Raw genomic sequence first — 21,025 nt, forward strand, 5'->3', positions numbered from 1 at the left:
TGTGTGACGATCAGTGCCGGGGCGCGGTCCGTTTGGCATAGGAGGTGACCGGTGTCGCTTCCATGCCTACGATGCCGTTCACTGTGGTGATCCGGTCGGTCAGGTAGGTGGCGAGGGCCGCCGAATCTCGCAGTACCGTGATGACGATCAGGTTGTGCACACCGGTCATCGCGCCGATGAACGCCACTTCGTCGTCGGTGGCCAGGGCGCGAGCGACGTCGATCAGATGGGCCGGCGCCACGGTCAGCCAGAGCACGCATTGCGTCGAGTAGCCGAACACCACGGGATCGACTTCGACGTCGAGCCGCAGCACCTGGGCGCGCCGCAGTTCTTCCAGGCGGCGTCGGACCGAGGATTCCGACCAGCCGAGCTTGCGCGCCAGGTCGGGGTAGGTGGCGCGGCCGTCCACCGCGAGCGCCGGGACCAGCGCGCGGTCGAGCTCGATCAGGGACACCTTGGCAGCCTCGTCCGCAGGTGGTGGCCGCAGTGCATCGATCTGAGAGCCAGTGAGCGCTGAGGTGCGGCCACGCCAACGCCCGTCCATCAGTTGGGCCAGCAGTTGTTGTGCGGACACGTCGCGGACCTGTGGGTGGCGGGCAAGCGCCGCCAGTGGTGCCGACCCACCGTCGGGGACATGAAAGACACAGGCGATCTCCGTGCCGCTCGACATTGTGGTGACCCAAGCGGTGTCGTGGCGCCGGGCCAGTGCGCGGGCCAAGACTTCGGTTCCGTGCGGCAGCACGCGCAGCCGCACCACCCACTGGGCCGCACCGGATAGGTCGCTGTCGGTCGCGCCGGTCACCCGCAGCTTTCCCGCGGCGCGCAGCCGTTCATAGCGCCGGGCGACGGTGCGGTCGGAGACGCCGAGTACTTCGGCGATCTTGCTGAACGATGCGCGCCCGTCGATCTGCAGCGCGTGCAGTAGCTGCAGGTCGAGATTGTCGAGTGGGTGGTGCGTGTCCGATTCCACCGGTCCAGGGTAGGTGAGTGTCGGATACCGGCGTAGCGCCTCGTGCTGGGGGTCTCGCTGGCCGCGGCGATCGCAGAATCGGCCCATGACATACAGCATCAACGCCTTTCACCACACCGGAATTCTGACGCGCGACCTCGACGGACTGGAACGTACGTACCGCTCCTTCGGCTTCGCCGCGAGTCCGCGTTCTCGCCACCTGCTCAGCGAGCGGCCGGGCGAGCCACCACAGCCGGGGTGCACGGCCAATGCTTGCCTGTTGTTCGGCGGCTCGTACATAGAGCTGCTCGGCATTGTCGACGAGTCCGCGCCGGATCCGTGGCGCACCAAGTCGATGGCCGACGGTTTCCAGATCCTCAACTTCGACACCGACAACGCCGAGGGCGTCGACCGTGCACTGACCGCCGCCGGGCTGCGCACCTCGGGCGTCCTCGATGTGGAACGAGATGTCGACACCGAGGAGGGCACCCGCACCATGCGGGCCCGCTCCCTGCACATCGATCCGCGCACCACCGTCGAGGGCCACATCGGCATCGCCCAGCACCTCACCAGGCGGTATGTGCACCAGCCGCGCTACCTCGACCACCCGAACGGCGCCCGGGGCATCTCGGCCGTGCTGATCGTGGCCGCCGACGATCAGTTCGACGCGGTCGTGGAGCGGTATTGCCGGGTGCTGGAAACCGATTCCAGGTCGGAGGGTCTGCGCACAGTGCTGGAGCGAAAGGATGTGCGGTTGGAGCTGGTTCGCGCCACGGACATGTCGGATGTACTGCCCGGCGAATCCCTCGTCGCGCGGTCCTGCCTCGCTGCGATGACCATCCAGGTCGACGACGTGCATCATGCCCGCGGGATTGTGGAAAGCGCAGGTACCGAGACGCGGTCCGCCTCGGGCGGGTTCTTCGTCTCCGCGCGTGACGCCTACGGTGCCGGCCTGTACTTCGTGGCGCGATGATCGTCGAGATCGCCTCTGGCCGTGTTAGCGGTGTCTCCGACGGACAGGTTGGCGCCTACCTCGGCATACCGTTCGCTCGTGCCACACGATTTGGGCCACCGCGGGCCGCGACGCCGTGGCCGGGGGTGCGCGAGGCGATCGCACCCGGCCCGGCCGCGCCGCAGCCGCCCTCTCGCTTGGCGCGGGTGATGGGGCCGGACACAGCACCGCAGTCGGAGGACTGCTTGTCGCTGAACGTGTGGGCGCCCGCGGGCAGCGGCCATCCGGTCCTGGTGTTCGTGCACGGCGGCGGATTCCTCACCGGCTCGGGTGGGCTGGCGTGGTACGACGGCGCGGAATTCGCGGCGCAGAGCGAAGTCGTGGTGGTGACCGCGAACTATCGGCTCGGCGCGCTCGGCTACCTGCGTCTGCCCGGGGTGTGTGAGGGCAACATGGGGCTGTCGGACACTGTCGCGGCGCTGAATTGGGTGCGCGAGAACATCTCCGCCTTCGGCGGTGATCCCGAGCGGGTCACCGTCGCAGGACAATCCGCGGGCGCGACCTCGATTCTGGCGTTGCTGTCCGGGAACTGTGCACGGGGTCTGTTTCGCCGCGCCATCGTGCAGAGTGCGCCTCTCGGCATGCTCCCGGCAGCACCCGACGTGGCATCGGAGATCGCGGGAATATTGTTGCGGGAGTTGGGGATCGGTCCGGGCCGGGCCGAGCGGATCATCGACGTGCCGGTGGCGCGGTTGCTCGCAGCGCAAGGCGCGGTCGCGCGCCGCACGGCGGGCCCGACCAACCCGGTACCGCCGTTCCAGCTCGTCGCAGACGGCACGATAGTCGCCGCCGATCCGGTCGAGACGGTCGGGCGGCGTGGTGCGGACCGGGTCGAGATCCTCATGGGCACCACACGCGACGAGGCGGCAGCGTTCTTCGCAGGTGATCGGAATGCTGTGGCGACCGTGACAGACCGGATGTTCAACGAGCCGTCGCGGCAGCTGGCGAAGTCGCTCACCGACCGTGGCGAGCCACCGTGGCTGTACCGCTTCGATTGGCATCCCGGCGCAGGCCCGTTCGGTGCCTGCCATTGCATCGAGCTGCCGTTCCTGCTCGGCCACGCGGCGGCATGGCGCCGTACACCGATGCTCAGCGGTGTGCGCCCGGCCGGACTCCTCATTGAGGTCCGTGGCGCTTGGACCGGCTTCGTCCGGCATGGTGATCCGGGCTGGACGCGCGGCACAACCCATCACTTCGTAGGTCAGGCCGTCCAGTGAAACGACCCGATCATGACCTGGTTGTGGTCGCGCGAGGACAAACGGGCACACGGCCTGACTCGCTTCTTCGCGGCCATGACACGCCACCACCACCTTGCCGCGGGCGGCGTGGACATCGCCTCACGCGCAGCCACCCGCCCGAGCCGCACTGGTACCTCGCGGCGATCGGCAGCGAGCCGCAGGTGCGCGGAGCCGGGTACGGGCGAGCGCTGATGCAACATCGCCTGGATCAATGCGACGCCGATCAGTGCCCGGCTTACTTGGAATCCGGCCACCCGGACCACGTTCTCTACTACGAGCGCTTCGGCTTCTCAGTCGTCGATCGGGTCGGGGTGGCCGGCGGCGGCTCGACGTTGTGGGCGATGTGGCGACACCCTCGCTGACCGATCGTGCTAAAATTTGGCCATGCGGCCAGAAAATAATCCGACCGGCCAGCAGCGGTCCTTTATCGAGGAGGCGCGGCGGCGGCAGATCATTGCCTCCGCAGTGGAGGTGATCTCGGAGGTCGGGTACGGGAAGGCGTCCTTGGCGCGGATCGCCAAGCATGCCGGCATCTCGAAAGGGGTGATCTCCTATCACTTCGAGGGCAAAGACGATCTGATGATGCAGTTGGTTGTCCAGCTGTATGTGTCCGGCGCGGAGTACATGGTTCCGGTGATCGCCGCGGCCGAGGGGCCCCGCAATCGGCTTCTGGCATATGTGGATTCGAATCTGGCGTTCATCGACGCGAACAAGAACTACGTCGCGGCGATGACCGATGTAGTGGTGAATCTTCGTGATGCGGAAGGGAAGTCGGTGTTCGCCAATCCGGACGGTGAGCGAGAGGTGCTCCAGCCGCTGGTGGAGATGCTGCGCGAGGGGCAGAACATCGGGGTTTTCGGCACGTTCGATGTGGTGATCATGGCCAAGTCGATCCGCGACTCCATCGACAGCGCGGCGGGACGCTCGATCCGGGAACCGGATTTCGACATGGGCAAGTACTCGGCGCATTTGAGGAGGTTGTTCGATTTGGCGACGCGGAAGGTGGAGGACGATGACTAGTATGGCGGAAAGCGAGGTGCGGGAAGGTGCTGGAACCGAGACGCAGCAGCCGTATGCGCTCGGGGGTGTCACGGCGATCGCCCTGGTGTCGGCCATTGCGTTGCTGGCGACCCTCGGGCGCTACGGCTTCTTCGGTGACGAACTGTATTTCGTATCCGCCGGGCGCAGGCTCGCCTTCGGATACGCCGACCAGGGTCCGCTGCTACCCGCCATCGCACGACTGATGGATCTGATCGCACCGGGATCGCTGATCGCACTCCGGATTCCGGCAGTGCTGGTGACGATCGCCGCGATCTTCCTCAGCGCGCAGATCGCGCGGGAGTTCGGCGGCTCCCGTACCGCGCAGCTATTGACCGCGACCGCGTACGCGACCTCGCCGTTCCTGCTGGTGCAGGGCAGCCAGTTGGCCACCAACACCATCGACACCGCGCTATGGGTGCTGATCAGCTGGCTGCTGATCCGGTGGGTCCGCACCCGCCAGGACGGCCTCCTGGTGTGGGCGGCCGTGGTGACCGCGATCGACATGCAGGTGAAATGGCTGATCCCGTTCTTCTGGGTCGCGGTGGCGATCGGTGTGTTGGTCTGTGGTCCACGAGAACTGTTGCGACGCCCGGCGCTGTGGCTGGGTGCGGCAATCGTGGCCGCGGCTACCGTGCCGAGCCTGATCTGGCAGGCCGGTCACGACTGGCCGCAACTGCGCCTCGGTGCGGTCGTCGCCGCGGAACAGGACGTGATCGGCGGTCGCTATACCTGGCTGCCGCTCGCCGTCGCGGCGGCCGGGGTGTTCGGCGCGGTGTTGCTCGTCGCGGGCGTCCTGGCGCTGTTTCGCTGGGAACCGTTGCGCCCGTATCGCTTCCTCGGCCTGCTGCCGATCCTGCTCGCCGTCGCTTTCATGATCACCAATGGCCGTCCGTACTACGCCGTTGGCTGTTACGCGGCCGTCATGGCGGCAGGGGCGGTGCGATGGACGCAGAGCGCCGCACGCTGGCGACCCTTCGTCGCCGTTCCACTCGTCGCGATTTCGGTTGCGGTAGTGGTGTTTTCGTTGCCCGTGAAATCCGAGTCGACGATCGATCCGGTGGACAGTCAGGCCGTGGCCGGGCTGCAGATCTCGGTATACGGCAAGTTCGGCTGGCCGGAGCTGCGCCGGACCACCGCCGACGCCTACCACGGACTGCCGCAGTCTGCGCGCGAGAAGGCGGTCGTCATCGTCGACTCCTACTGGCAGGCGAGTGCGCTGGACGTGGATCGCGAGCGTTATGGGCTGCCTGAGATCTACAGCCCCAACCGCGGCTTCGGCTATTTCGGTACGCCACCGGATGCCGCGACGACGGTGCTCTGGGTCGGCGGCGACGAAATGGACCTGCACTCGATTTTCGAGACCGTGACACCGGTCGGTCGCGTGGATGCTCGCCTGGGATACCCGGGCGTCACTCGCAACGTCACGATCTGGCGTTGTGAACAGCCGCGTCGGATGTGGTCGCAGGCGTGGCCGGACATGCTCCGCCTGGACTGAAGCGTGGCCTCCTACGGCCATAGCGATCGCACTCAGTGGGACTGGTGGATCTGAACAAGCCATAACGTGTTTCAGTTCGAGGGCGGTGGTCGACCCGCCGAGAAGTCGCTCGAAGATGAGGAGTACACACATGTCCGGTTCTGCATCGGATTTTCTGGCCGAGGTTCTGGTCAAGACCATCATGAACCTGCTGTCGTCCGGAAGCGCGCAGTAAGTCGCGGCCACTACGCGAACAGCCCACTCGACCGTGAGGTCGGGTGGGCTGTCGGTGTTCGTGGGCGTTCGGACTCAGTTGCGGACGGTGGTCACCGAATCGAGAATCACGTCGGTGGCAGGGGCGCCGTCGCCCGACCCGTCCTGGACACCCGCGGCGGCGATATTGCCCAGCACGTCCAGGCCTCCGATGATCCGGCCGAACGGCGTGTAGTTCGCGGGCAGCCTGGTGTCCTGATAGACGAGGAAGAATTGGCTGCCGTTGGTGCCGGGTCCGGCGTTCGCCATCGCGACCGTGCCCGCAGGGTAGGTCGCGCCCGCGAGGTTCTCGTCGGGAAACTTGTAGCCGGGGCCGCCCATGCCCGAGGCGGTCGGATCACCGCACTGGAGCACAAAGATGCCCTGGGTGGTCAGCCGGTGGCATTTGGTGTGGTCGAAGTACTGCTCGCCGGACAGGAATGCGAAGGAGTTGACCGTGCGCGGCGCCTGAGCGGCCTCCAGCGCGATAGTCACCGTGCCGCAGGTGGTTTCCAGCGTGGCTGTGTATCCGGCGCTGGTATCGATGGCCATGCCGGGCTCGGCCTGCCACTGCTTGCCGTTGGGCTGGCCCGCTGCCGGCTCGGAACAGCCCGCGCCTGTTGCTTTTTCGAGTCGTACCCCGGTGTCGGCCGAGACGCCCCCCGCGGCGAGAACCGCCACCGCGGCCCCGGCGGTCAGGACGCCGAGCAGGCGTACCGCGAACATGGGGACGCCGATTCGGCGATGCTGCCGGTTGCGCCGAATGTGGTCGAGTTCTCGGGCCTGCAGTTCGCTGCTCACCGGTCGGAATCTCCTTCTGTCGGTCTGCGCACCGGACGATGCTCCGGGCGATCATTTCATCTCACCCCGCAGCGCGTGGCAGGTTGGTGCTTTGCGGCGCCGATCGGCCGCGAGCGCACCCGGCCTAGTTGCCGTGCTTTCAGGCCCGGCGGACCCGCCGATAGGTCGGTGCGGCGGTGGTGGCGGCGGCCAATTCCGTTGTCAGCCAGTCGAGATCGCTGTCGGTAACGGCCGCGATGGTGATGCGCAAGTGGTCGGAGACGGGGTGGTCGCGGACTTCGAAGGGTCTCCCGGGGGCGACCTTGATACCCGCGGCGGCGAGCGAGATCATGGCCGCGTTCTCGTCTGCGACCGGGAGCCAGAGGTTGATGCCGTCGTTTCGGGCGATGGTGATGCCGCTGCGGGACAGCGCGCGGCGCAGTTCGGTCGAGCGTCTTCGATACTCGGCGCGGGCCGCGGCGACGGCGTGCATGGCATCTTCGTTGTCGAGCATGCTGAGCAGGACGCGTTGCAGCAGGCGGCTGGTCCAGCCGGGTCCGAGCATACGACGTTCGACGACGGGATCAAGGAGTTCGGCGGGTCCACCCACCACCGCGAGACGCAGGTCGGCGCCGTGAGATTTCGAGAACGACCGGATGTGCACGGTGCGCTGGGGCAGCCTGCTGCCGAGGGAGCGCAATGGGGCCGCGGCGATTCCGGCCGAGTGGTCGTCTTCGATCACCAGGGTCGCGGTGTTCTGCAGGATGGCAGACAGCTCACGGACCCGGCCGGAGGTGAGTGAAACGCCGGTCGGGTTCTGTGCGCGGGGTTGCAGAAGCACAGCGGTGGCGGCATGCGGACCGACAGCGCGAGCCAGATCGCTCGGTAGTAAACCGGATTCGTCCATGCGAACCGGTATCGGGCGGGCGCCGATGCGGGCCAAGAGGTCCAGAAACGGTGGGAAACACGGGTCTTCGACGGCGACCGCATCGCCGAGTCGGATGTGTGTGGTGAGCAGCCGATCGACGGCGTCGAGTGCGCCGTCGAGGACGGCGAGACGCTCGGCGCGAAAGGGCCAGTCGGTGCGCACCTTGGTGGCGAGGTCGGGCAACACCGCCTCGCCCATATAGTCGGCGGCCAGGTCGCCGTCACCATGACGGGCGATGTCGCGCAGCGCGGCGGCGAGATCGGGGAGCAGATCCGGATCGGGGGTGCCGCGGGACAGATCGACACGGAACGCACTGTCTGTCGGTGGGTACAGGCGCTGGTAACGGCCGGTCACGATGGTGTGCCGTACGGTTTCGGGTTGACCGACGAAGGTGCCTGCTCGTCCGCGGGCGACGATCGCCCCGGTCGCGGCCAGCGCCCGCCAGGCCTGGTTCACCGTAGAAGGTGATACCCGTAGCTCTCTGGCGACTTCGCGGACGGTGGGCAGTCGGGAGCCGGGTTGAAGTGCGCCGGAACGGATCCGGCGGCTCACGACGGCGGCGATGCCCGCCGGGGTGCGATCGTCGAGATCCGCGGTGAACTCGGCCGGTGAGACAACGGCCGGAGCGGTCGCCGCGCTGTTGTTCGATGCGCGGGATGTTGTCGCGGGCTCGATTGTCACACGCTCATTCTGCTTCGGACACCGGACCGCAACCATCTTCGGCATCGAGGTTTACGGCCACGAAACTGTTTCCGCAATCTTGTAACACAACCGAATTGGATCAGAGTGAAGTATAACAAAGCATGGGAATCGTTCGAGCGGCGCTCGTCCAGACGAACTGGACGGGCGACAAAGAGTCCATGATCAAAGTGCACGAGGACTATGCGCGTCAGGCCGCCGCACAGGGCGCGAAGGTGATCTGCTTCCAGGAGTTGTTCTACGGCCCGTACTTCTGCCAGTTGCAGGACGCGAAGTTCTATGACTATGCGGAATCGGTGCCGGGTCCGACCACGGAACGATTCGCCGCCCTGGCAAAAGAATTGGGCCTTGTCATGGTGTTGCCGGTGTACGAGCAGGAGCAGCCCGGGCTGCTGTACAACACCGCGGCGGTGATCGACGCCGACGGCAGCTATCTCGGCAAGTACCGTAAGCACCATATCCCGCACGTCAACGGGTTCTGGGAAAAGTTCTACTTTCGGCCGGGAAACCTGGGCTGGCCGGTGTTCGACACCGCGGTCGGCAAGGTCGGTGTCTATATCTGTTACGACCGACATTTCCCAGAGGGCTGGCGGGCGCTGGGCTTGGCGGGCGCGGAGATCGTATTCAATCCGTCGGCCACCTCGCGCGGCCTTTCGGGATATCTGTGGAAATTGGAGCAGCCGGCATCCGCAGTCGCCAACGAGTACTACATCGGCGCGATCAACCGGGTGGGCATCGAGGCCGAATACGGCGACGACGATTTCTACGGAACCAGCTACTTCGTCGATCCCGAGGGTAAGTTCGTCGGTGAGGTCGCCTCCGACACGGCCCCCGAAGTGGTCATCCGCGATCTCGACATGGACCTGATCAAGACGGTGCGCGACCGGTGGGCTTTCTACCGCGACCGTCGCCCCGATTCCTATGGACCGTTGGTAGCACCCTGAGGCCGGTGAGACTCGTATGACAAAGACCTTCATCCACGGCGGCACGGTCGTCTCGGCGACCGGATCGCAATTGCTCGACGTGCTCGTGGACGGCGAAACCATCATCGCCGTTCTACAACCCGGTGCGACCGCGTTGGGCGCCGACCTCACGCAATCCGCGGACGTCGTGATCGACGCCACCGGCAAATATGTGATCCCCGGCGGTGTCGATGGGCACACCCATATGCAACTGCCCTTCGGTGGCACCGAGGCGTCCGACACTTTCGAGACCGGCACCACAGCCGCGGCCTGGGGCGGTACCACCTCGATCGTCGATTTCGCGGTGCAGAAGCCCGGAGAGCGAGTGCAGGACACGCTCGGTGCTTGGCACGAGAAGGCCGCGGGGCAATGCGCTATCGATTACGGATTCCACCAGATCATCGGCGAGGTGAACGACGAATCACTGAAGGGAATGAGTGAACTGGTGGCCGAGGGCGTCACCAGCTTCAAGCTGTTCATGGCCTACCCCGGCGTCTTCTACTCGACCGATGGCCAGATCCTGCGGGCGATGCAGGCGGCGGGTGATCTCGGCGCGCTGCTGATGATGCACGCGGAGAACGGAATCGCCATCGACGTGCTCGTCGAGCAGGCGCTCGCCCGCGGCCAGACCTCGCCGTACTTCCACGGTGTCTCACGGCCGTGGCAGATGGAGGAGGAGGCCACCCACCGGGCAATCATGCTCGCCCAGTTGACCGGCGCGCCACTGTATGTCGTGCACGTCTCGGCCAAGCAGGCGATGGAACAGATCGCCACCGCACGCGGCAACGGGCAGAACGTCTTCGGCGAAACGTGTCCGCAGTATCTGTACCTCTCACTCGAAGAACATTTGGGTGCAGCGGGTTTCGAAGGTGCGAAGTGGGTGTGCTCGACGCCGCTGCGGTCGCGCGCCGAGGGGCATCAGGACGAGCTGTGGCGGTATATCCGCACCGGTGACGTCAGCTCCGTCAGCACCGACCACTGTCCGTTCTGCATGAAGGACCAGAAGGAGCTCGGCGTCGGAGATTTCAGCAAGATCCCCAATGGGATCGGCGGCGTGGAACACCGGATGGATCTGATGTTCCAGGGCGTGAAGAACGGCTGGATCTCGCGGGAACGCTGGGTGGAGGTCTGCTGCACCACTCCGGCCCGAATGTTCGGCATGTATCCGCGCAAGGGAGTCATCAGCCCGGGCGCCGATGCCGACATCGTGATCTACGACCCGAACGGGCACACCAGCATCGGTTTCGGCAAGACCCATCACATGAACATGGACCACTCGGCCTGGGAGGGCTTCGAGATCGATGGCCATGTCGACACGGTGCTCTCGCGCGGCCGGGTGGTCATCGATCGCGGCGAATACCTCGGCCGTAAGGGGCACGGTCGGTTCATCATCCGCGAGCTGTCGCAAAACCTGATCTGACGCGCGTCCGCAACACGACGCACCTGATTCGAAACGGAGAGTGCCGCATAATGGACATCGGCGTGGTGCTGCAATGCACACCCCCGGCCTCGCGGGTGGTCGAGCTGGCCAGACAGGCCGAGACGCATGGATTCTCACACGTGTGGACCTTCGACTCGCATCTGCTGTGGCAGGAGCCGTACGTCATCTACAGCCAGATCCTCGCCGCCACCCGCAAAGTAGTCGTCGGTCCGATGGTGACGAATCCGGCCACCCGAGATTGGACGGTGACAGCGTCCACCTTCGCGACGCTCAACGACATGTTCGGCAACCGGACCGTCTGCGGTATCGGCCGTGGCGATTCGGCGGTGCGGACGCTGGGTGGCAGGCCGGCCACCCTGGCCACCCTGCGGGAAGCGATCGCGGTGATCAGGGAACTCGGCAACGGTCGCAGCGCTCGTGTCGGTGACACCGTGGTGCGCTTTCCCTGGGCGGGCGCCTCACGGCTCGAGGTGTGGGTGGCCGGCTACGGTCCGCGCGCCCTCGACCTGACCGGCGAGGTAGCCGACGGCTTCATCCTGCAACTGGCCGATCCGGACATCACCGCGTGGACCATCGCCCGGGTGCGGGCGGCGGCCGAGCGAGTCGGGCGTGATCCCAGCGCGGTCAAAATCTGTGTGGCCGCACCCGCTTATGTCACCGACGGCTCCGAGGCCGCGACCGCCCACGCACGTGAGCAATGCCGCTGGTTCGGCGGCATGGTCGGCAACCATGTTGCCGACATCGTCACGAAATACGGGACCGGCGGCGATATTCCGGCCGCCCTGACCGAATACATCGCGGGCAGGCAGGGCTACGACTACAACCTGCACGGCAGGGCGGGCAACACCCATGCCGATTTCGTGCCGGACGCCATTGTGGATCGCTTCTGCCTGATCGGCACGCCCGACGATCAAGTCGCCCGTTTACGTGAACTCGAGAAGCTCGGCGTCGATCAGTTCGCGGTCTACCTCCAGCACGACGCGAAGACCGCGACGCTGGAAGCCTATGGCGAGTCGGTCATTGCGCGTATCGCGCACCACGTCACCGCGACCGCGGCGGCCGAGTGATCGCCCAGATAGCCGCTGCCGCGGCACTCGCGGCAGCGTGCGTCGAGCTGATTCGGCGCAGGCTCGCCGAGCATGCCACGCAAAGCGCGACAGTGTCGGTGGAGGCGCGATGACGACTCGACAGTGGCGGTTTCCTCCGAACGCGCTCTGTGGGCTCCCGGAGCGGGATGCCCTGCCGATGCTGGTGTCGGTGGGTGCACGATGAGTGTGGCATGGCGGGCACGGCGGGCCGGGTACGCGATCGGCGTGCTGATGCTGGTTGTCGGACTGTGGGAACTGGTGAAGTTCGCAGTGCCCGAAGGCGGCGTGCGCATCGGCGATCAACGGATATTGCCGCGCACCAGCGATGCCGCCCTGCCTCATGTGTGGTCGGTGATCACCGTGCTCGGAGAAAAGGACGGTACCGGCACAGTGGGTGGAACGCTGTGGCGAACAGCAGGATTCACCTTCGAACTGGCACTGCTGGCGCTGTTGCTCGGCACTGTCGTCGGGGTGGCGCTGGCCGTGGTGATGCAACGTTACGCTTTTGTCGAGCGCGGGCTGCTGCCGTACATCATTGTCTCGCAGACGGTTCCACTGATCGCCTTGGCTCCCCTCGTCGCGGGGTGGGGCGGCAAGATCGTCATCGCGGGCGAGCCGTGGCAGCCGTGGATGAGCATCGCGGTGATCGCCGCGTACCTCGCTTTCTTCCCGGTCGCGGTCGGCATGCTGCGAGGTTTGCAGGCCCCGCCGAAGGCTTCGGTGGAGTTGCTGCACAGTTACTCGGCGAGTTGGTGGAAGACCTTGGTGCACTTGCGATTTCCTGCTGCGGTGCCGCATTTCCTTCCCGCACTGCGGTTGGCAGCGGCGGCCTCGGTGATCGGTGCGGTGGTCGCGGAGATATCGACGGGGACCGCGGGCGGTATCGGTCGTCAGATCATCGTATTTGCGCAGCAGGCCACCGGGGATGCCTCGCGGTTGTACGCGGCTGTCTTCGCCGCCGCCCTGCTCGGCGTTGCGGTCACCGCCGTGGTCGGCTTGGCCGAGTTCGTATTACGTCGTTACAGCCGCCCGATCGGGGCGCGCAGCTCTTCAGGAGGTACCCGTTGATCGCCAAGGCAGACCGGGAAGCAGCGGACGGTGCAACCTCGCCGGAGGCTGCGTCGGATGGTGCCCTGCCGCAGCACGGAGCGGCCGAGGCCGGGGACCTGAGCACGACAGTCGATTGCCCGGCTGGTGCGGTGGGCGCTGTCGAGTCGGTGGCAGCCGTCTCCCTGGCACATGTCGGCAAAATCTTCGCCGCCGGTGCTGTCACCGCGCTGTCGAATGTGTCGCTGACTGTGGCCGCGGGCGAATTCGTCTCGTTGATCGGCCCATCCGGCTGCGGCAAGTCGACGCTGCTGCGGATCATCGCGGATCTCGAGCAACCCAGCAGCGGCACCGTCGCGGTGCACGGCAAGACCGCACGGCAAGCCCGAATCGACCAGGATTACGGCATCGCCTTCCAACAGGCGGGGTTGCTGGATTGGCGCACGGTGCAGGCGAATGTCGAATTGCCGATGGAGTTGCACAAGGTGCCGAAGGCCGAGCGTCGGACCCGCAGTGCGGAACTGCTCGACATGGCCGGGCTGACCGATTTCGCGCGCCGTTACCCCGCGGAGCTGTCGGGCGGCATGCAACAACGCGTCGCGATCGCGCGGGCGCTGGCCCGTAAGCCGTCGCTGCTGCTGATGGACGAACCGTTCGGTGCGCTCGACGAGATGACGCGTGAACGAATGCAGGGTGAGCTGCTGCGGATTGCCGGTGAGACCGGTGCGGCTGTGGTTTTTGTGACGCACTCGATCCCCGAGGCCGTGTTCCTTTCCGATCGGGTGGTGGTCATGTCACCACGCCCCGGTCGCATCACCGACGTCGTCGCGACCGATGGCTGGGGCCGCGACCTCGCCGCGGCCGGGGACGATGTCCGTTCCAGCACCGCGTTTTTCGATGCGGTAGCGGCGGTCCGCGCGGCATTGCGCGAGGGTCACGGCGCCGACGCCGCGGTGGTCGGAAGGGACCCGCGATGAAAGCGGCGCTCTCAGCCGGTGCGCTACCGCTGCGGACGGCGTTGCCGCCCTTGGTGTTCGGTGTCGGTGGTCTGGCGCTGTGGCAATTGCTGACCGTCGCCGCAGGCGTGCCCTCGTTCCTACTCCCCGCGCCGACCGCCATCGCGCGCGAGTTCACCGACAACTTCGGTCGCATCGTCGACGCCGCGAGCGCGACCGGCAAGAACGCGCTCATCGGATTGCTGCTCGGCGCGGCGCTCGGCATCGCCGCCGCGATGCTGGCCGTGCGCTTCCGGCTGGTCGATGGTCTACTCACGCCCCTGGCGGCCGCAGCGGCGGCGGTCCCCATCGTCGCGCTCGCGCCATTGCTCAATTCGATGTACTCCACCACCACCGACACCCCCCGCCGCATCGTCGTCACCATCGTGGTGTTTTTTCCGATGTTCGTCAGCACCGCGCGCGGACTGCGTCAGGTTCCGCAGGTCCAGTCGGACCTGATGACCTCCTACGCGGCGGGCGGCTGGCAGATCACCCGGACCGTTCGGCTGCCCGCGGCCATGCCGTATCTGTTCACCGGTCTGCGCATCGCTGCGCCGGGTGCGGTGATAGCCGCGATCATCGCCGAATACTTCGGCGGTCTGCAGAACGGCCTCGGCAGCCGGATCACCTCGGCCGCGGCCAATACCGCATATCCGAGGGCCTGGGCTTATGTGGCGGGCGCCATGCTCGTCGGCCTGATCTTCCTGGCCGCGGTCCTGCTGCTCGAACAACTCACCCGACGACCCCGCAACACCTTTTGGAGAGCGAAATGACACCCACCCCCAAACGATTGCGCGCCTGTCTAGCGCTGGCAGCGCTGGTCGCCGCGGCGCTGACCGGCTGCAGTACCACCGAAAACGGCTCGACGACGACCGTCGACGGACTGACGAAGGTCCGCCTGCAACTGCAGTGGTTCAAGCAGGGGCAGTTCGCAGGCTATCTGGCGGCGGTCGATCAGGGCTTCTATAAGGAACAGGGCCTGTCGGTCGAGATCCTCGACGGGGGCACCGACATCGTGCCGCAGACCGTACTCGCTCAGGGCCAGGCCGATTACGCCATTGCCTGGGTGCCGAAGGCGCTGGCATCACGCGAGGCCGGTGCGGGCATCACCGATGTCGCCCAGGTCTTCCAGCGTTCGGGCACCAAACAGGTCTCCTTCAAGTCCGATAATATCTTTGGACCGGCGGCGCTGCGCGGCAAGATCGTCGGCAACTGGGGTTACGGCAATGAGTTCGAGCTGTTCGCCGGCATGACCAAGGCGGGCATCGACCCGGCCAAGGACGTCAAGCTGGTCCAGCAACAATTCGATATGAATGCCTTCCTCGCCAAGGACATCAATGCCGCACAGGCCATGTCTTACAACGAATACGCGCAGCTGCTGGAGACCAAGAACCCGGCAACCGGAAAGCTCTACACCGCAGAAGATTTCGCCGCGATCGACTGGAACGACGAGGGCGTCGCCATGCTCCAGGACGCGATCTGGGCGAACACCGAAAAGCTGAAGGATGCCAAGTATCAGGACCAGACGGTGAAGTTCATCGCGGCCTCGCTGAAGGGTTGGGTCTTCTGCCGCGACAATGTCGACAAGTGCCGTGACATCACTGTCGCCGCGGGCAGCACGCTGGGTGCGACGCACCAGCAGTGGCAGATCAACGAGGTGAACAAATTGATCTGGCCCGCACCCGCCGGCGTCGGGCTCATCGATCAGGTCGCCTGGGAGCGCACCGTGAAGATTGCCAAGGAAACCCGTAACCAAGAGGGTGCCACGGTCCTGAAGACGGATCCCGACGACGGTGCCTTCACCAACGAGTACGTTACGAAAGCGCTGGACTTGCTGAAGTCCGGCGGGATCGACATCACCGGCCTGAGTTTCGCGCCGAGTCAGGTGACGTTGACCGAGGGCGGTAAATAGGTGGAGCGTCGGCCGGAGCCGAGCGCCGACGATCGAGCGATGGATGCCGAAGGGCAAGAGCGGAGCGACCGGAGATGACTACCGATCACGTCTTCTATCCGTGGATGGCGCAGGGGGGCGCGAATCCGACACCGATCACCGGTGCGTCGGGTTCGTGGTTCTGGGACGACTCCGGCAAGCGATATCTCGACTTCTCCTCCCAGCTGGTGAACGTGAACATCGGCCACCAGCATCCGGATATGATCGCTGCGATCATTGCGCAGGCCCAGAAACTAGCGACCATCTCGCCGACGGTCGGTAATCAAGCGCGCAGCGAATTGGCCGGGCTGATCGTCGAACGCGCACCCGGTGAGTTGAACCGCGTGCTGTTCACCACCGGCGGTGCGGAGGCCGTCGAGCACGCGGTGCGGTTGGCGCGCAGCTTCACCGGCCGCACCAAGATGCTCGCCGCCTACCGCTCCTATCACGGCGGCACGGGTGTCGCCATCGGCCTGACCGGTGAGCCGCGGCGCTGGGGCGCGGAGCCGACCAATGTCGACGTGGTGCGATTCTTCGGGCCTTACCCCTACCGATCACCGTGGGACACGAGCAGTCCTGAAGCGGAGACCGCCGCGGCGCTGAAGCATCTGCGTCAGGTGATCGAGTTGGAGGGCCCGCAGCACATCGCGGGTCTGATCTTGGAGACGGTGGTCGGCACCAACGGTGTCCTCGTCCCGCCGCCCGGCTATCTGGCCGGGGTACGCGCGCTGTGCGACGAATTCGGCATCGTCTACATCGCCGACGAAGTAATGGTCGGCTTCGGTCGGGTCGGGGAGTGGTTCGCGGTACAGGCGTTCGGGGTCGAGCCCGACATCATCACCTTCGCCAAGGGCGTGAACTCCGGCTATGTCCCGCTCGGCGGTGTGCTGATCGCCGAGCGGATCGCGCAGCGCTACGACGACCAGGTGTACCCCGGCGGGCTCACCTACGCGGGTCATCCGTTGGCCTGCGCGGCAGGGATCGCCTCGATCGAGGTATTCGAGCGTGACGGCATTCTCGACCATGTGCGGTCGGTGGGATCTGACGTGCTCGGAAAAGGTTTGGCAGAGTTGGCCACTCGTCATCCGAGCGTTGGTGAGGTGCGCGGCCTCGGCTTCTTCTGGGCGCTGGAATTGGTGCGCGACCCGGATACCCGGCAGCCGCTGATCCCGTTCGCGGCTGCGGGCGAGGCCGCCGAGCCGATGACTCGGGTGACCGCCGCCGCGAAGGCGCGCGGACTGTGGCCGTTCAATGCGGGCAATCGTTTTCAGATCGCACCGCCGCTCACCACCTCGGCGGACGAAATCCGGACCGGCCTGGAGATCGTGGACGAGGTGCTGGAGGTGGCCGACGAATACGTCGGCGCATCCTGACGATTGTCGATGCGGGGTCGAGGCCACCACGACCCCGCGCGGACGCCACGCACCGGACTTGCCCGTCCGGTGAACACCCCGACGGGCGTTTCCCGCTACATTCGAGGCATCCGACTGGGAACTCCGTCAGGAGCTGGCGTGGCCGACACCGAAGATCGTCACGTGCTCGACACCGCGCTCGAAGCGCGCCCAACTCCGGCGACCACGGGCATCGCCGTCGTTGCCGCGGTTTCGGCGGGTGTGCTGCTGTTTTCCATCAGCCGCTACGACTACTTCGGTGACGAGCTCTACTTCCTCGCCGCGGGACGGCGACTGTCTTTCGGTTATGCCGATCAAGGTCCGGTGCTGCCGATGCTGGCCCGGCTGATGGACACCATCGCGCCCGGGTCCTATTTCGTGTTGCGGCTGCCGGTGGTCGCGCTCACCGTGCTGGGGATTGTGCTGTGCGCGATGATCGCTCGCGAGCTCGGCGGCGGTCGCGGCGCGCAACTGTTCGCCGCCGTCGCCTACGCCACCTCGCCGTTCTTGCTGTTGCAGGGCAAAATGCTCACCACCAATGCCGTCGACACCGTGCTGTGGGTGATCATCACCTGGCTGGTGGTGCGGTGGGTACGCACGCGACGCGACCGGCTGCTGCTGTGCGCGGCGTTGGTGACCGCGGTCGATATGCAGGTGAAGTGGCTGATCCCGTTCTTCTGGATCGTCGTCGCGGTCAGCGCGCTGGCGTTCGGGCCGCGCGAGCTGGTGCGGCGGCCGCTGCTGTGGCTCGGCGGGCTGATCGTGGTCGTCGTGACGGTGCCGACGCTGATCTGGCAGGCGCGGCACGACTGGCCGCAACTGGAAATGGGCACGGTGATCAGTGGTGAACAGGGGATTCTCGGTGGCCGGGTGATGTTCGTGCCGCTCGCCCTGCTCTCAGCGGGATACCTGGGCGCGGTCCTGCTGGTCTACGGCGTGGGTGCCCTGCTGTGGCACGTCTCGCTGCGTCCCTACCGGTTCCTCGGGGTGAGCCTGCTTTTGCTGGTCGCGATCTTCCTCGCGATCGGCGGCCGCATCTACTACGTGGCCGGAATGTACGGCGTCGTGCTCGCGGCGGGCGCTGTCGGGCTCGCCGAACTGGCCGGGCGGCTGCGTCTCGTGCCGCGCCGCTGGCTGGCAGGGGGCGGCATCGCGCTCGCCGCGGTGGCGGCGGCCTACGTGCTGATGTCGACTCCATGGCAAGACGCTGCACACGTCGATCCGCCCGCCGACGACGCCGAGGCGATGATCAATATCGGCGTTTACGGCGAGTTCGGCTGGCCGGAGCTGACGACGGCGGTCAGCGACGCCTACGACTCGCTGACTCCCGACGAACAGGCCGGCGCCATCGTGGTGACCGATACCTATTGGCAGGCAAGTGCATTGGACCAATTCGCCCGTGACCGACTGCCCCCGATCTACAGCCCGAGCCGCGGCTACGGCTACTTCGGCACGCCGCCCGACTCGGCCACCGTGGTACTCGCCGTCGGTGTCAACGAGGCCTTCCTGCGCTGGAACTTCGATCAGATAGCACCTGTGGGCAAGGTCGACAGCAGACTCGGATACGAGGGCAACACCCGGAACGTCACCATCTGGAAGTGCACCGGACTACGCCACCCGTGGTCACAGGTGTGGCCGGTCTGGATGCATCTATGAAGGCGATAGTGTGCGTCCATGACTTCAGGACAGACCGAGATCTGGCACAACCCGCGGTGCACCAAGAGCCGCAATGCCACCGCGTTCCTCGATCAGGCCGGCGTCGAGTACACGGTCCGGCGTTACCTCGACGATCCGCCGACGGCCGAGGAAGTGCGCGCCGTACTGGGGCGACTCGGCGCCGAGCCGTGGGACATCACCCGCACCGGCGAGCAGATCGCCAAGGAACTCGGCATGTCCGGATGGGGCCGCGATCCGGCCGACCGGGAACGCTGGATCGAGGCGCTCGCCGCGAATCCGACGCTGATCCAGCGGCCGATCGTGCTGACCCCGGACGGTGGTGGCGTGGTCGCGCGAGACGACGCCGCCCTGCGATCGTTGGAGTGACACCGACGACGGTGTGACGGCGGGATCGGCCGCCCTGACGGGCGTGTATCCCGCCCCGCGGCTGTCGTCGGGAGGCGGTAGGGTCGGCGAATATGAAGGTACAACTGCGTCACAATCCCGCGTCGACCGTCGCGCGATGCTTCCTCGCGGGTGGCGAGCCGATGCGGGTCGAAAGCGGCGCAATGGTCGCGCATTCGGCGGGAGTCACGTTGCAGGCCAAGGCCGAAGGCGGGATTCTGGCCGGGTTGAAGCGCTCGGTGCTGGCGGGTGAATCGTTTTTCGTCTCCACGTTCACCGCGCCCCCGCAAGGTGGTTGGGTCGATGTGGCGCCCGCGCTGCCCGGCGACATGCTGAATCTGCAGATCACCCCGGACCGCCCGTTCTTCATCAGCCGCGGCGGCTGGATCGCGAATTCTCATGGCGTGCAGGTGGAAAGCAAATGGGGCGGCTTCGCGAATCTATTCGGCGGTGAGGGCGGCTTCGGGCTGCGCGCGCACGGCGACGGCGAGATCGTGGTCGGCGTGTTCGGCGCGATCGACGTGATTGATCTGCAGCCGGGCGAACCGATCACCATCGACACCGGACACGTAGTGGCCTACGACCTCGCGATGAATTTCACCATTCGCCGCGCGGTCTCCGGGCGGTCGATCCAGTCGTTGAAATCCGGTGAGGGGTTCGTCTTCGATTTCATCGGACCGGGCCGGGTGCTGCTGCAGACCCGTAACCCCGGCGCTTTCGCCGCATGGGCGGGATCGGTCGCCTCGTCGAGCTGAGCAGGCTTTTCACGCGCTGGTTACCTCCCGGACATCTCCATCGTCGAGACTTCCAGCTTCGTCAACGTTCCGCACCGCACGAAGCTAGGGAAGAAATATGGAATTGCTCCAAGTCGTGGCCGCGATCTTCGAATCCATCCTGAAGGTCGGCAGCGGCAGCGCAGGCTGAGCTGCCGCGGCAGCTTCTGCGGCCGATGTCATCCCGGCGGCCGTGGGAATCCACCGTAAAGGTGGCTCCCTCCGGCGGCCGGGACGACCAGGGGAGTCACCCCAGCACCCCCTCGATGAGGATGCGGGTGTCGGGAACGAAAGGCCAGGTCGGATCGGCCAGGTGGGCGGCGAGTTCGGCGTCGGTCCACCACCAGCCGTCGGCGATCTCTTCGGGCTGATGTCGCAGGGGACCGTCGTAGCGCAATTCATAGGCGAACAGATGGCAGCGCATCGGCTTGCCGTGCCATTCGCCATCCCAGGAAATCGTGCGCAGCAGCGGCAGGGTCGTCCCCCTGGGCAGCGTGATGCCCAATTCCTCGGCCAGTTCGCGGACCGCGGTCTGCGTGGGTGTTTCGCCGGGCCCGACGACACCACCGGCCAAGCAATCGTGCATGCCGGCGAACACCATCTTGGTGTCGGTGCGACGGTGCACATAGATGCGCGTGCCGTCGCCGGAGCGAACGAGCACACCAGCACTGGCGTGCCAGATTCCGTCACGATAGACCGTGGCGCGGTCGGCCGTGCCGACTACGTTTCCTGCCTGGTCGTAGACCGCGATGACCTCGGAGTTCGGTTGAGCTGACACGGGTCGAGATTCCTTTGATCGAGCCTATAGACGGTGGCCGGCGTCGGATCCGAGGTGATGGTATCTGGCTACCTGGGCGTGCCGCAGTCGGTGACTGCCGCTACTCCGCTCCCATTTTTCCTGTGCGGAGAGTCTGGCCAGGGTTGAGCCAACCGGCCACAACTTTCCAATCGTCAATCGCCAATC

19 protein-coding genes and 1 pseudogene are annotated in these 21,025 nt (G+C 66.1%); 16 read left to right on the forward strand and 4 right to left on the reverse strand.

Going from position 1 to position 21,025, the window contains the following annotated elements; genetic code table 11:
* Positions 1 to 10: 10 nt before the first annotated feature.
* Positions 11 to 970: an AsnC family transcriptional regulator gene (locus tag AB0M74_RS10895; protein ID WP_364904616.1), complete on the reverse strand. Its 960-nt coding sequence runs from the start codon at positions 968 to 970 to the stop codon at positions 11 to 13.
* Positions 971 to 1,055: 85 nt separating this feature from the next.
* On the opposite strand from AB0M74_RS10895, the gene AB0M74_RS10900 reads away from it, so the two are divergent.
* The 5 genes and pseudogenes from AB0M74_RS10900 to AB0M74_RS10920 all read left to right on the forward strand — a co-directional run bounded on the left by AB0M74_RS10900 (position 1,056) and on the right by AB0M74_RS10920 (position 5,735).
* Positions 1,056 to 1,922, forward strand: a complete 867-nt coding sequence (locus AB0M74_RS10900; RefSeq protein WP_364904619.1) for a VOC family protein — start codon at positions 1,056 to 1,058, stop codon at positions 1,920 to 1,922.
* Positions 1,919 to 3,178, forward strand: coding sequence for a carboxylesterase family protein (locus tag AB0M74_RS10905; RefSeq protein ID WP_364904621.1), 1,260 nt, complete (start codon positions 1,919 to 1,921; stop codon positions 3,176 to 3,178). The genes AB0M74_RS10900 and AB0M74_RS10905 overlap by 4 nt, the downstream gene beginning before the upstream one ends.
* Positions 3,179 to 3,561, forward strand: a pseudogene (locus AB0M74_RS10910) (GNAT family N-acetyltransferase); the annotation flags it as partial.
* Positions 3,562 to 3,583: 22 nt separating this feature from the next.
* Entirely contained in the window at positions 3,584 to 4,219 is a 636-nt protein-coding gene (locus AB0M74_RS10915) for a TetR family transcriptional regulator (protein WP_364904624.1), read from the forward strand.
* Entirely contained in the window at positions 4,212 to 5,735 is a 1,524-nt protein-coding gene (locus AB0M74_RS10920; RefSeq protein WP_364904627.1) for a glycosyltransferase family 39 protein, read from the forward strand. The genes AB0M74_RS10915 and AB0M74_RS10920 overlap by 8 nt, the downstream gene beginning before the upstream one ends.
* Before the next feature lie 288 nt (positions 5,736 to 6,023).
* On the opposite strand, the gene AB0M74_RS10925 is transcribed toward AB0M74_RS10920, so the two are convergent.
* Positions 6,024 to 6,767: a peptidylprolyl isomerase gene (locus tag AB0M74_RS10925; protein ID WP_364904629.1), complete on the reverse strand. Its 744-nt coding sequence runs from the start codon at positions 6,765 to 6,767 to the stop codon at positions 6,024 to 6,026.
* Positions 6,768 to 6,906: 139 nt separating this feature from the next.
* On the reverse strand, positions 6,907 to 8,355 hold the full coding sequence (locus tag AB0M74_RS10930) for an aminotransferase class I/II-fold pyridoxal phosphate-dependent enzyme (protein WP_364904632.1): 1,449 nt from the start codon (positions 8,353 to 8,355) through the stop codon (positions 6,907 to 6,909).
* Positions 8,356 to 8,477: 122 nt separating this feature from the next.
* Between AB0M74_RS10930 and AB0M74_RS10935 the strand changes: the two genes are divergently transcribed.
* From AB0M74_RS10935 to AB0M74_RS10985, 11 genes are all read left to right on the forward strand, one after another.
* Entirely contained in the window at positions 8,478 to 9,317 is an 840-nt protein-coding gene (locus AB0M74_RS10935) for a nitrilase-related carbon-nitrogen hydrolase (protein ID WP_364904635.1), read from the forward strand.
* A gap of 16 nt (positions 9,318 to 9,333) precedes the next feature.
* A complete protein-coding gene (hydA, locus tag AB0M74_RS10940) occupies positions 9,334 to 10,755 on the forward strand; it encodes a dihydropyrimidinase (protein WP_364904638.1) in 1,422 nt (473 codons plus the stop codon).
* Between the two features lie 50 nt (positions 10,756 to 10,805).
* Positions 10,806 to 11,843, forward strand: coding sequence for a TIGR03842 family LLM class F420-dependent oxidoreductase (locus AB0M74_RS10945; RefSeq protein ID WP_364904641.1), 1,038 nt, complete (start codon positions 10,806 to 10,808; stop codon positions 11,841 to 11,843).
* Positions 11,844 to 12,044: 201 nt separating this feature from the next.
* A complete protein-coding gene (locus tag AB0M74_RS10950; protein ID WP_364904643.1) occupies positions 12,045 to 12,932 on the forward strand; it encodes an ABC transporter permease subunit in 888 nt (295 codons plus the stop codon).
* Complete coding sequence (locus AB0M74_RS10955) at positions 12,929 to 13,888, forward strand: ABC transporter ATP-binding protein (RefSeq protein ID WP_364904646.1); 960 nt, start codon at positions 12,929 to 12,931, stop codon at positions 13,886 to 13,888. Before AB0M74_RS10950 ends, AB0M74_RS10955 begins: the two co-directional genes overlap by 4 nt.
* Positions 13,885 to 14,679, forward strand: a complete 795-nt coding sequence (locus AB0M74_RS10960; RefSeq protein WP_364904649.1) for an ABC transporter permease subunit — start codon at positions 13,885 to 13,887, stop codon at positions 14,677 to 14,679. The genes AB0M74_RS10955 and AB0M74_RS10960 overlap by 4 nt, the downstream gene beginning before the upstream one ends.
* Positions 14,676 to 15,818 (forward strand): ABC transporter substrate-binding protein, encoded by a 1,143-nt coding sequence (locus tag AB0M74_RS10965; RefSeq protein WP_364904651.1) that lies wholly within the window; start codon positions 14,676 to 14,678, stop codon positions 15,816 to 15,818. Before AB0M74_RS10960 ends, AB0M74_RS10965 begins: the two co-directional genes overlap by 4 nt.
* Complete coding sequence (locus AB0M74_RS10970) at positions 15,815 to 17,209, forward strand: aspartate aminotransferase family protein (RefSeq protein ID WP_364904837.1); 1,395 nt, start codon at positions 15,815 to 15,817, stop codon at positions 17,207 to 17,209. The genes AB0M74_RS10965 and AB0M74_RS10970 overlap by 4 nt, the downstream gene beginning before the upstream one ends.
* A 138-nt stretch (positions 17,210 to 17,347) precedes the next feature.
* Positions 17,348 to 18,883 carry a glycosyltransferase family 39 protein gene (locus tag AB0M74_RS10975; RefSeq protein ID WP_364904654.1) on the forward strand — a complete coding sequence of 512 codons (1,536 nt, stop codon included), beginning with the start codon at positions 17,348 to 17,350 and terminating at the stop codon, positions 18,881 to 18,883.
* A gap of 18 nt (positions 18,884 to 18,901) precedes the next feature.
* Positions 18,902 to 19,270 carry an arsenate reductase family protein gene (locus tag AB0M74_RS10980; RefSeq protein WP_364904657.1) on the forward strand — a complete coding sequence of 123 codons (369 nt, stop codon included), beginning with the start codon at positions 18,902 to 18,904 and terminating at the stop codon, positions 19,268 to 19,270.
* A gap of 92 nt (positions 19,271 to 19,362) precedes the next feature.
* On the forward strand, positions 19,363 to 20,043 hold the full coding sequence (locus AB0M74_RS10985) for a TIGR00266 family protein (RefSeq protein WP_364904660.1): 681 nt from the start codon (positions 19,363 to 19,365) through the stop codon (positions 20,041 to 20,043).
* A gap of 265 nt (positions 20,044 to 20,308) precedes the next feature.
* Here AB0M74_RS10985 and AB0M74_RS10990 read toward each other — a convergent pair whose 3' ends face one another.
* Entirely contained in the window at positions 20,309 to 20,839 is a 531-nt protein-coding gene (locus AB0M74_RS10990) for an NUDIX domain-containing protein (RefSeq protein ID WP_364904663.1), read from the reverse strand.
* Positions 20,840 to 21,025: the final 186 nt, after the last annotated feature.

Source organism: Nocardia sp. NPDC051463 (genome assembly GCF_040681975.1).
Classification (GTDB): Bacteria; Actinomycetota; Actinomycetes; order Mycobacteriales; family Mycobacteriaceae; genus Nocardia.

Bases quoted from the DNA above. Each gene is read 5' to 3' on its own strand.
- AB0M74_RS10935 (WP_364904635.1), top strand. From the start codon at position 8,478: ATGGGAATCGTTCGAGCGGCGCTCGTCCAGACGAACTGGACGGGCGAC.
- AB0M74_RS10980 (WP_364904657.1), top strand. From the start codon at position 18,902: ATGACTTCAGGACAGACCGAGATCTGGCACAACCCGCGGTGCACCAAG.
- AB0M74_RS10985 (WP_364904660.1), top strand. From the start codon at position 19,363: ATGAAGGTACAACTGCGTCACAATCCCGCGTCGACCGTCGCGCGATGC.
- AB0M74_RS10960 (WP_364904649.1), top strand. From the start codon at position 13,885: ATGAAAGCGGCGCTCTCAGCCGGTGCGCTACCGCTGCGGACGGCGTTG.
- AB0M74_RS10945 (WP_364904641.1), top strand. From the start codon at position 10,806: ATGGACATCGGCGTGGTGCTGCAATGCACACCCCCGGCCTCGCGGGTG.
- AB0M74_RS10950 (WP_364904643.1), top strand. From the start codon at position 12,045: ATGAGTGTGGCATGGCGGGCACGGCGGGCCGGGTACGCGATCGGCGTG.
- AB0M74_RS10905 (WP_364904621.1), top strand. From the start codon at position 1,919: ATGATCGTCGAGATCGCCTCTGGCCGTGTTAGCGGTGTCTCCGACGGA.
- AB0M74_RS10900 (WP_364904619.1), top strand. From the start codon at position 1,056: ATGACATACAGCATCAACGCCTTTCACCACACCGGAATTCTGACGCGC.
- AB0M74_RS10915 (WP_364904624.1), top strand. From the start codon at position 3,584: ATGCGGCCAGAAAATAATCCGACCGGCCAGCAGCGGTCCTTTATCGAG.
- AB0M74_RS10920 (WP_364904627.1), top strand. From the start codon at position 4,212: ATGACTAGTATGGCGGAAAGCGAGGTGCGGGAAGGTGCTGGAACCGAG.
- hydA (WP_364904638.1), top strand. From the start codon at position 9,334: ATGACAAAGACCTTCATCCACGGCGGCACGGTCGTCTCGGCGACCGGA.
- AB0M74_RS10965 (WP_364904651.1), top strand. From the start codon at position 14,676: ATGACACCCACCCCCAAACGATTGCGCGCCTGTCTAGCGCTGGCAGCG.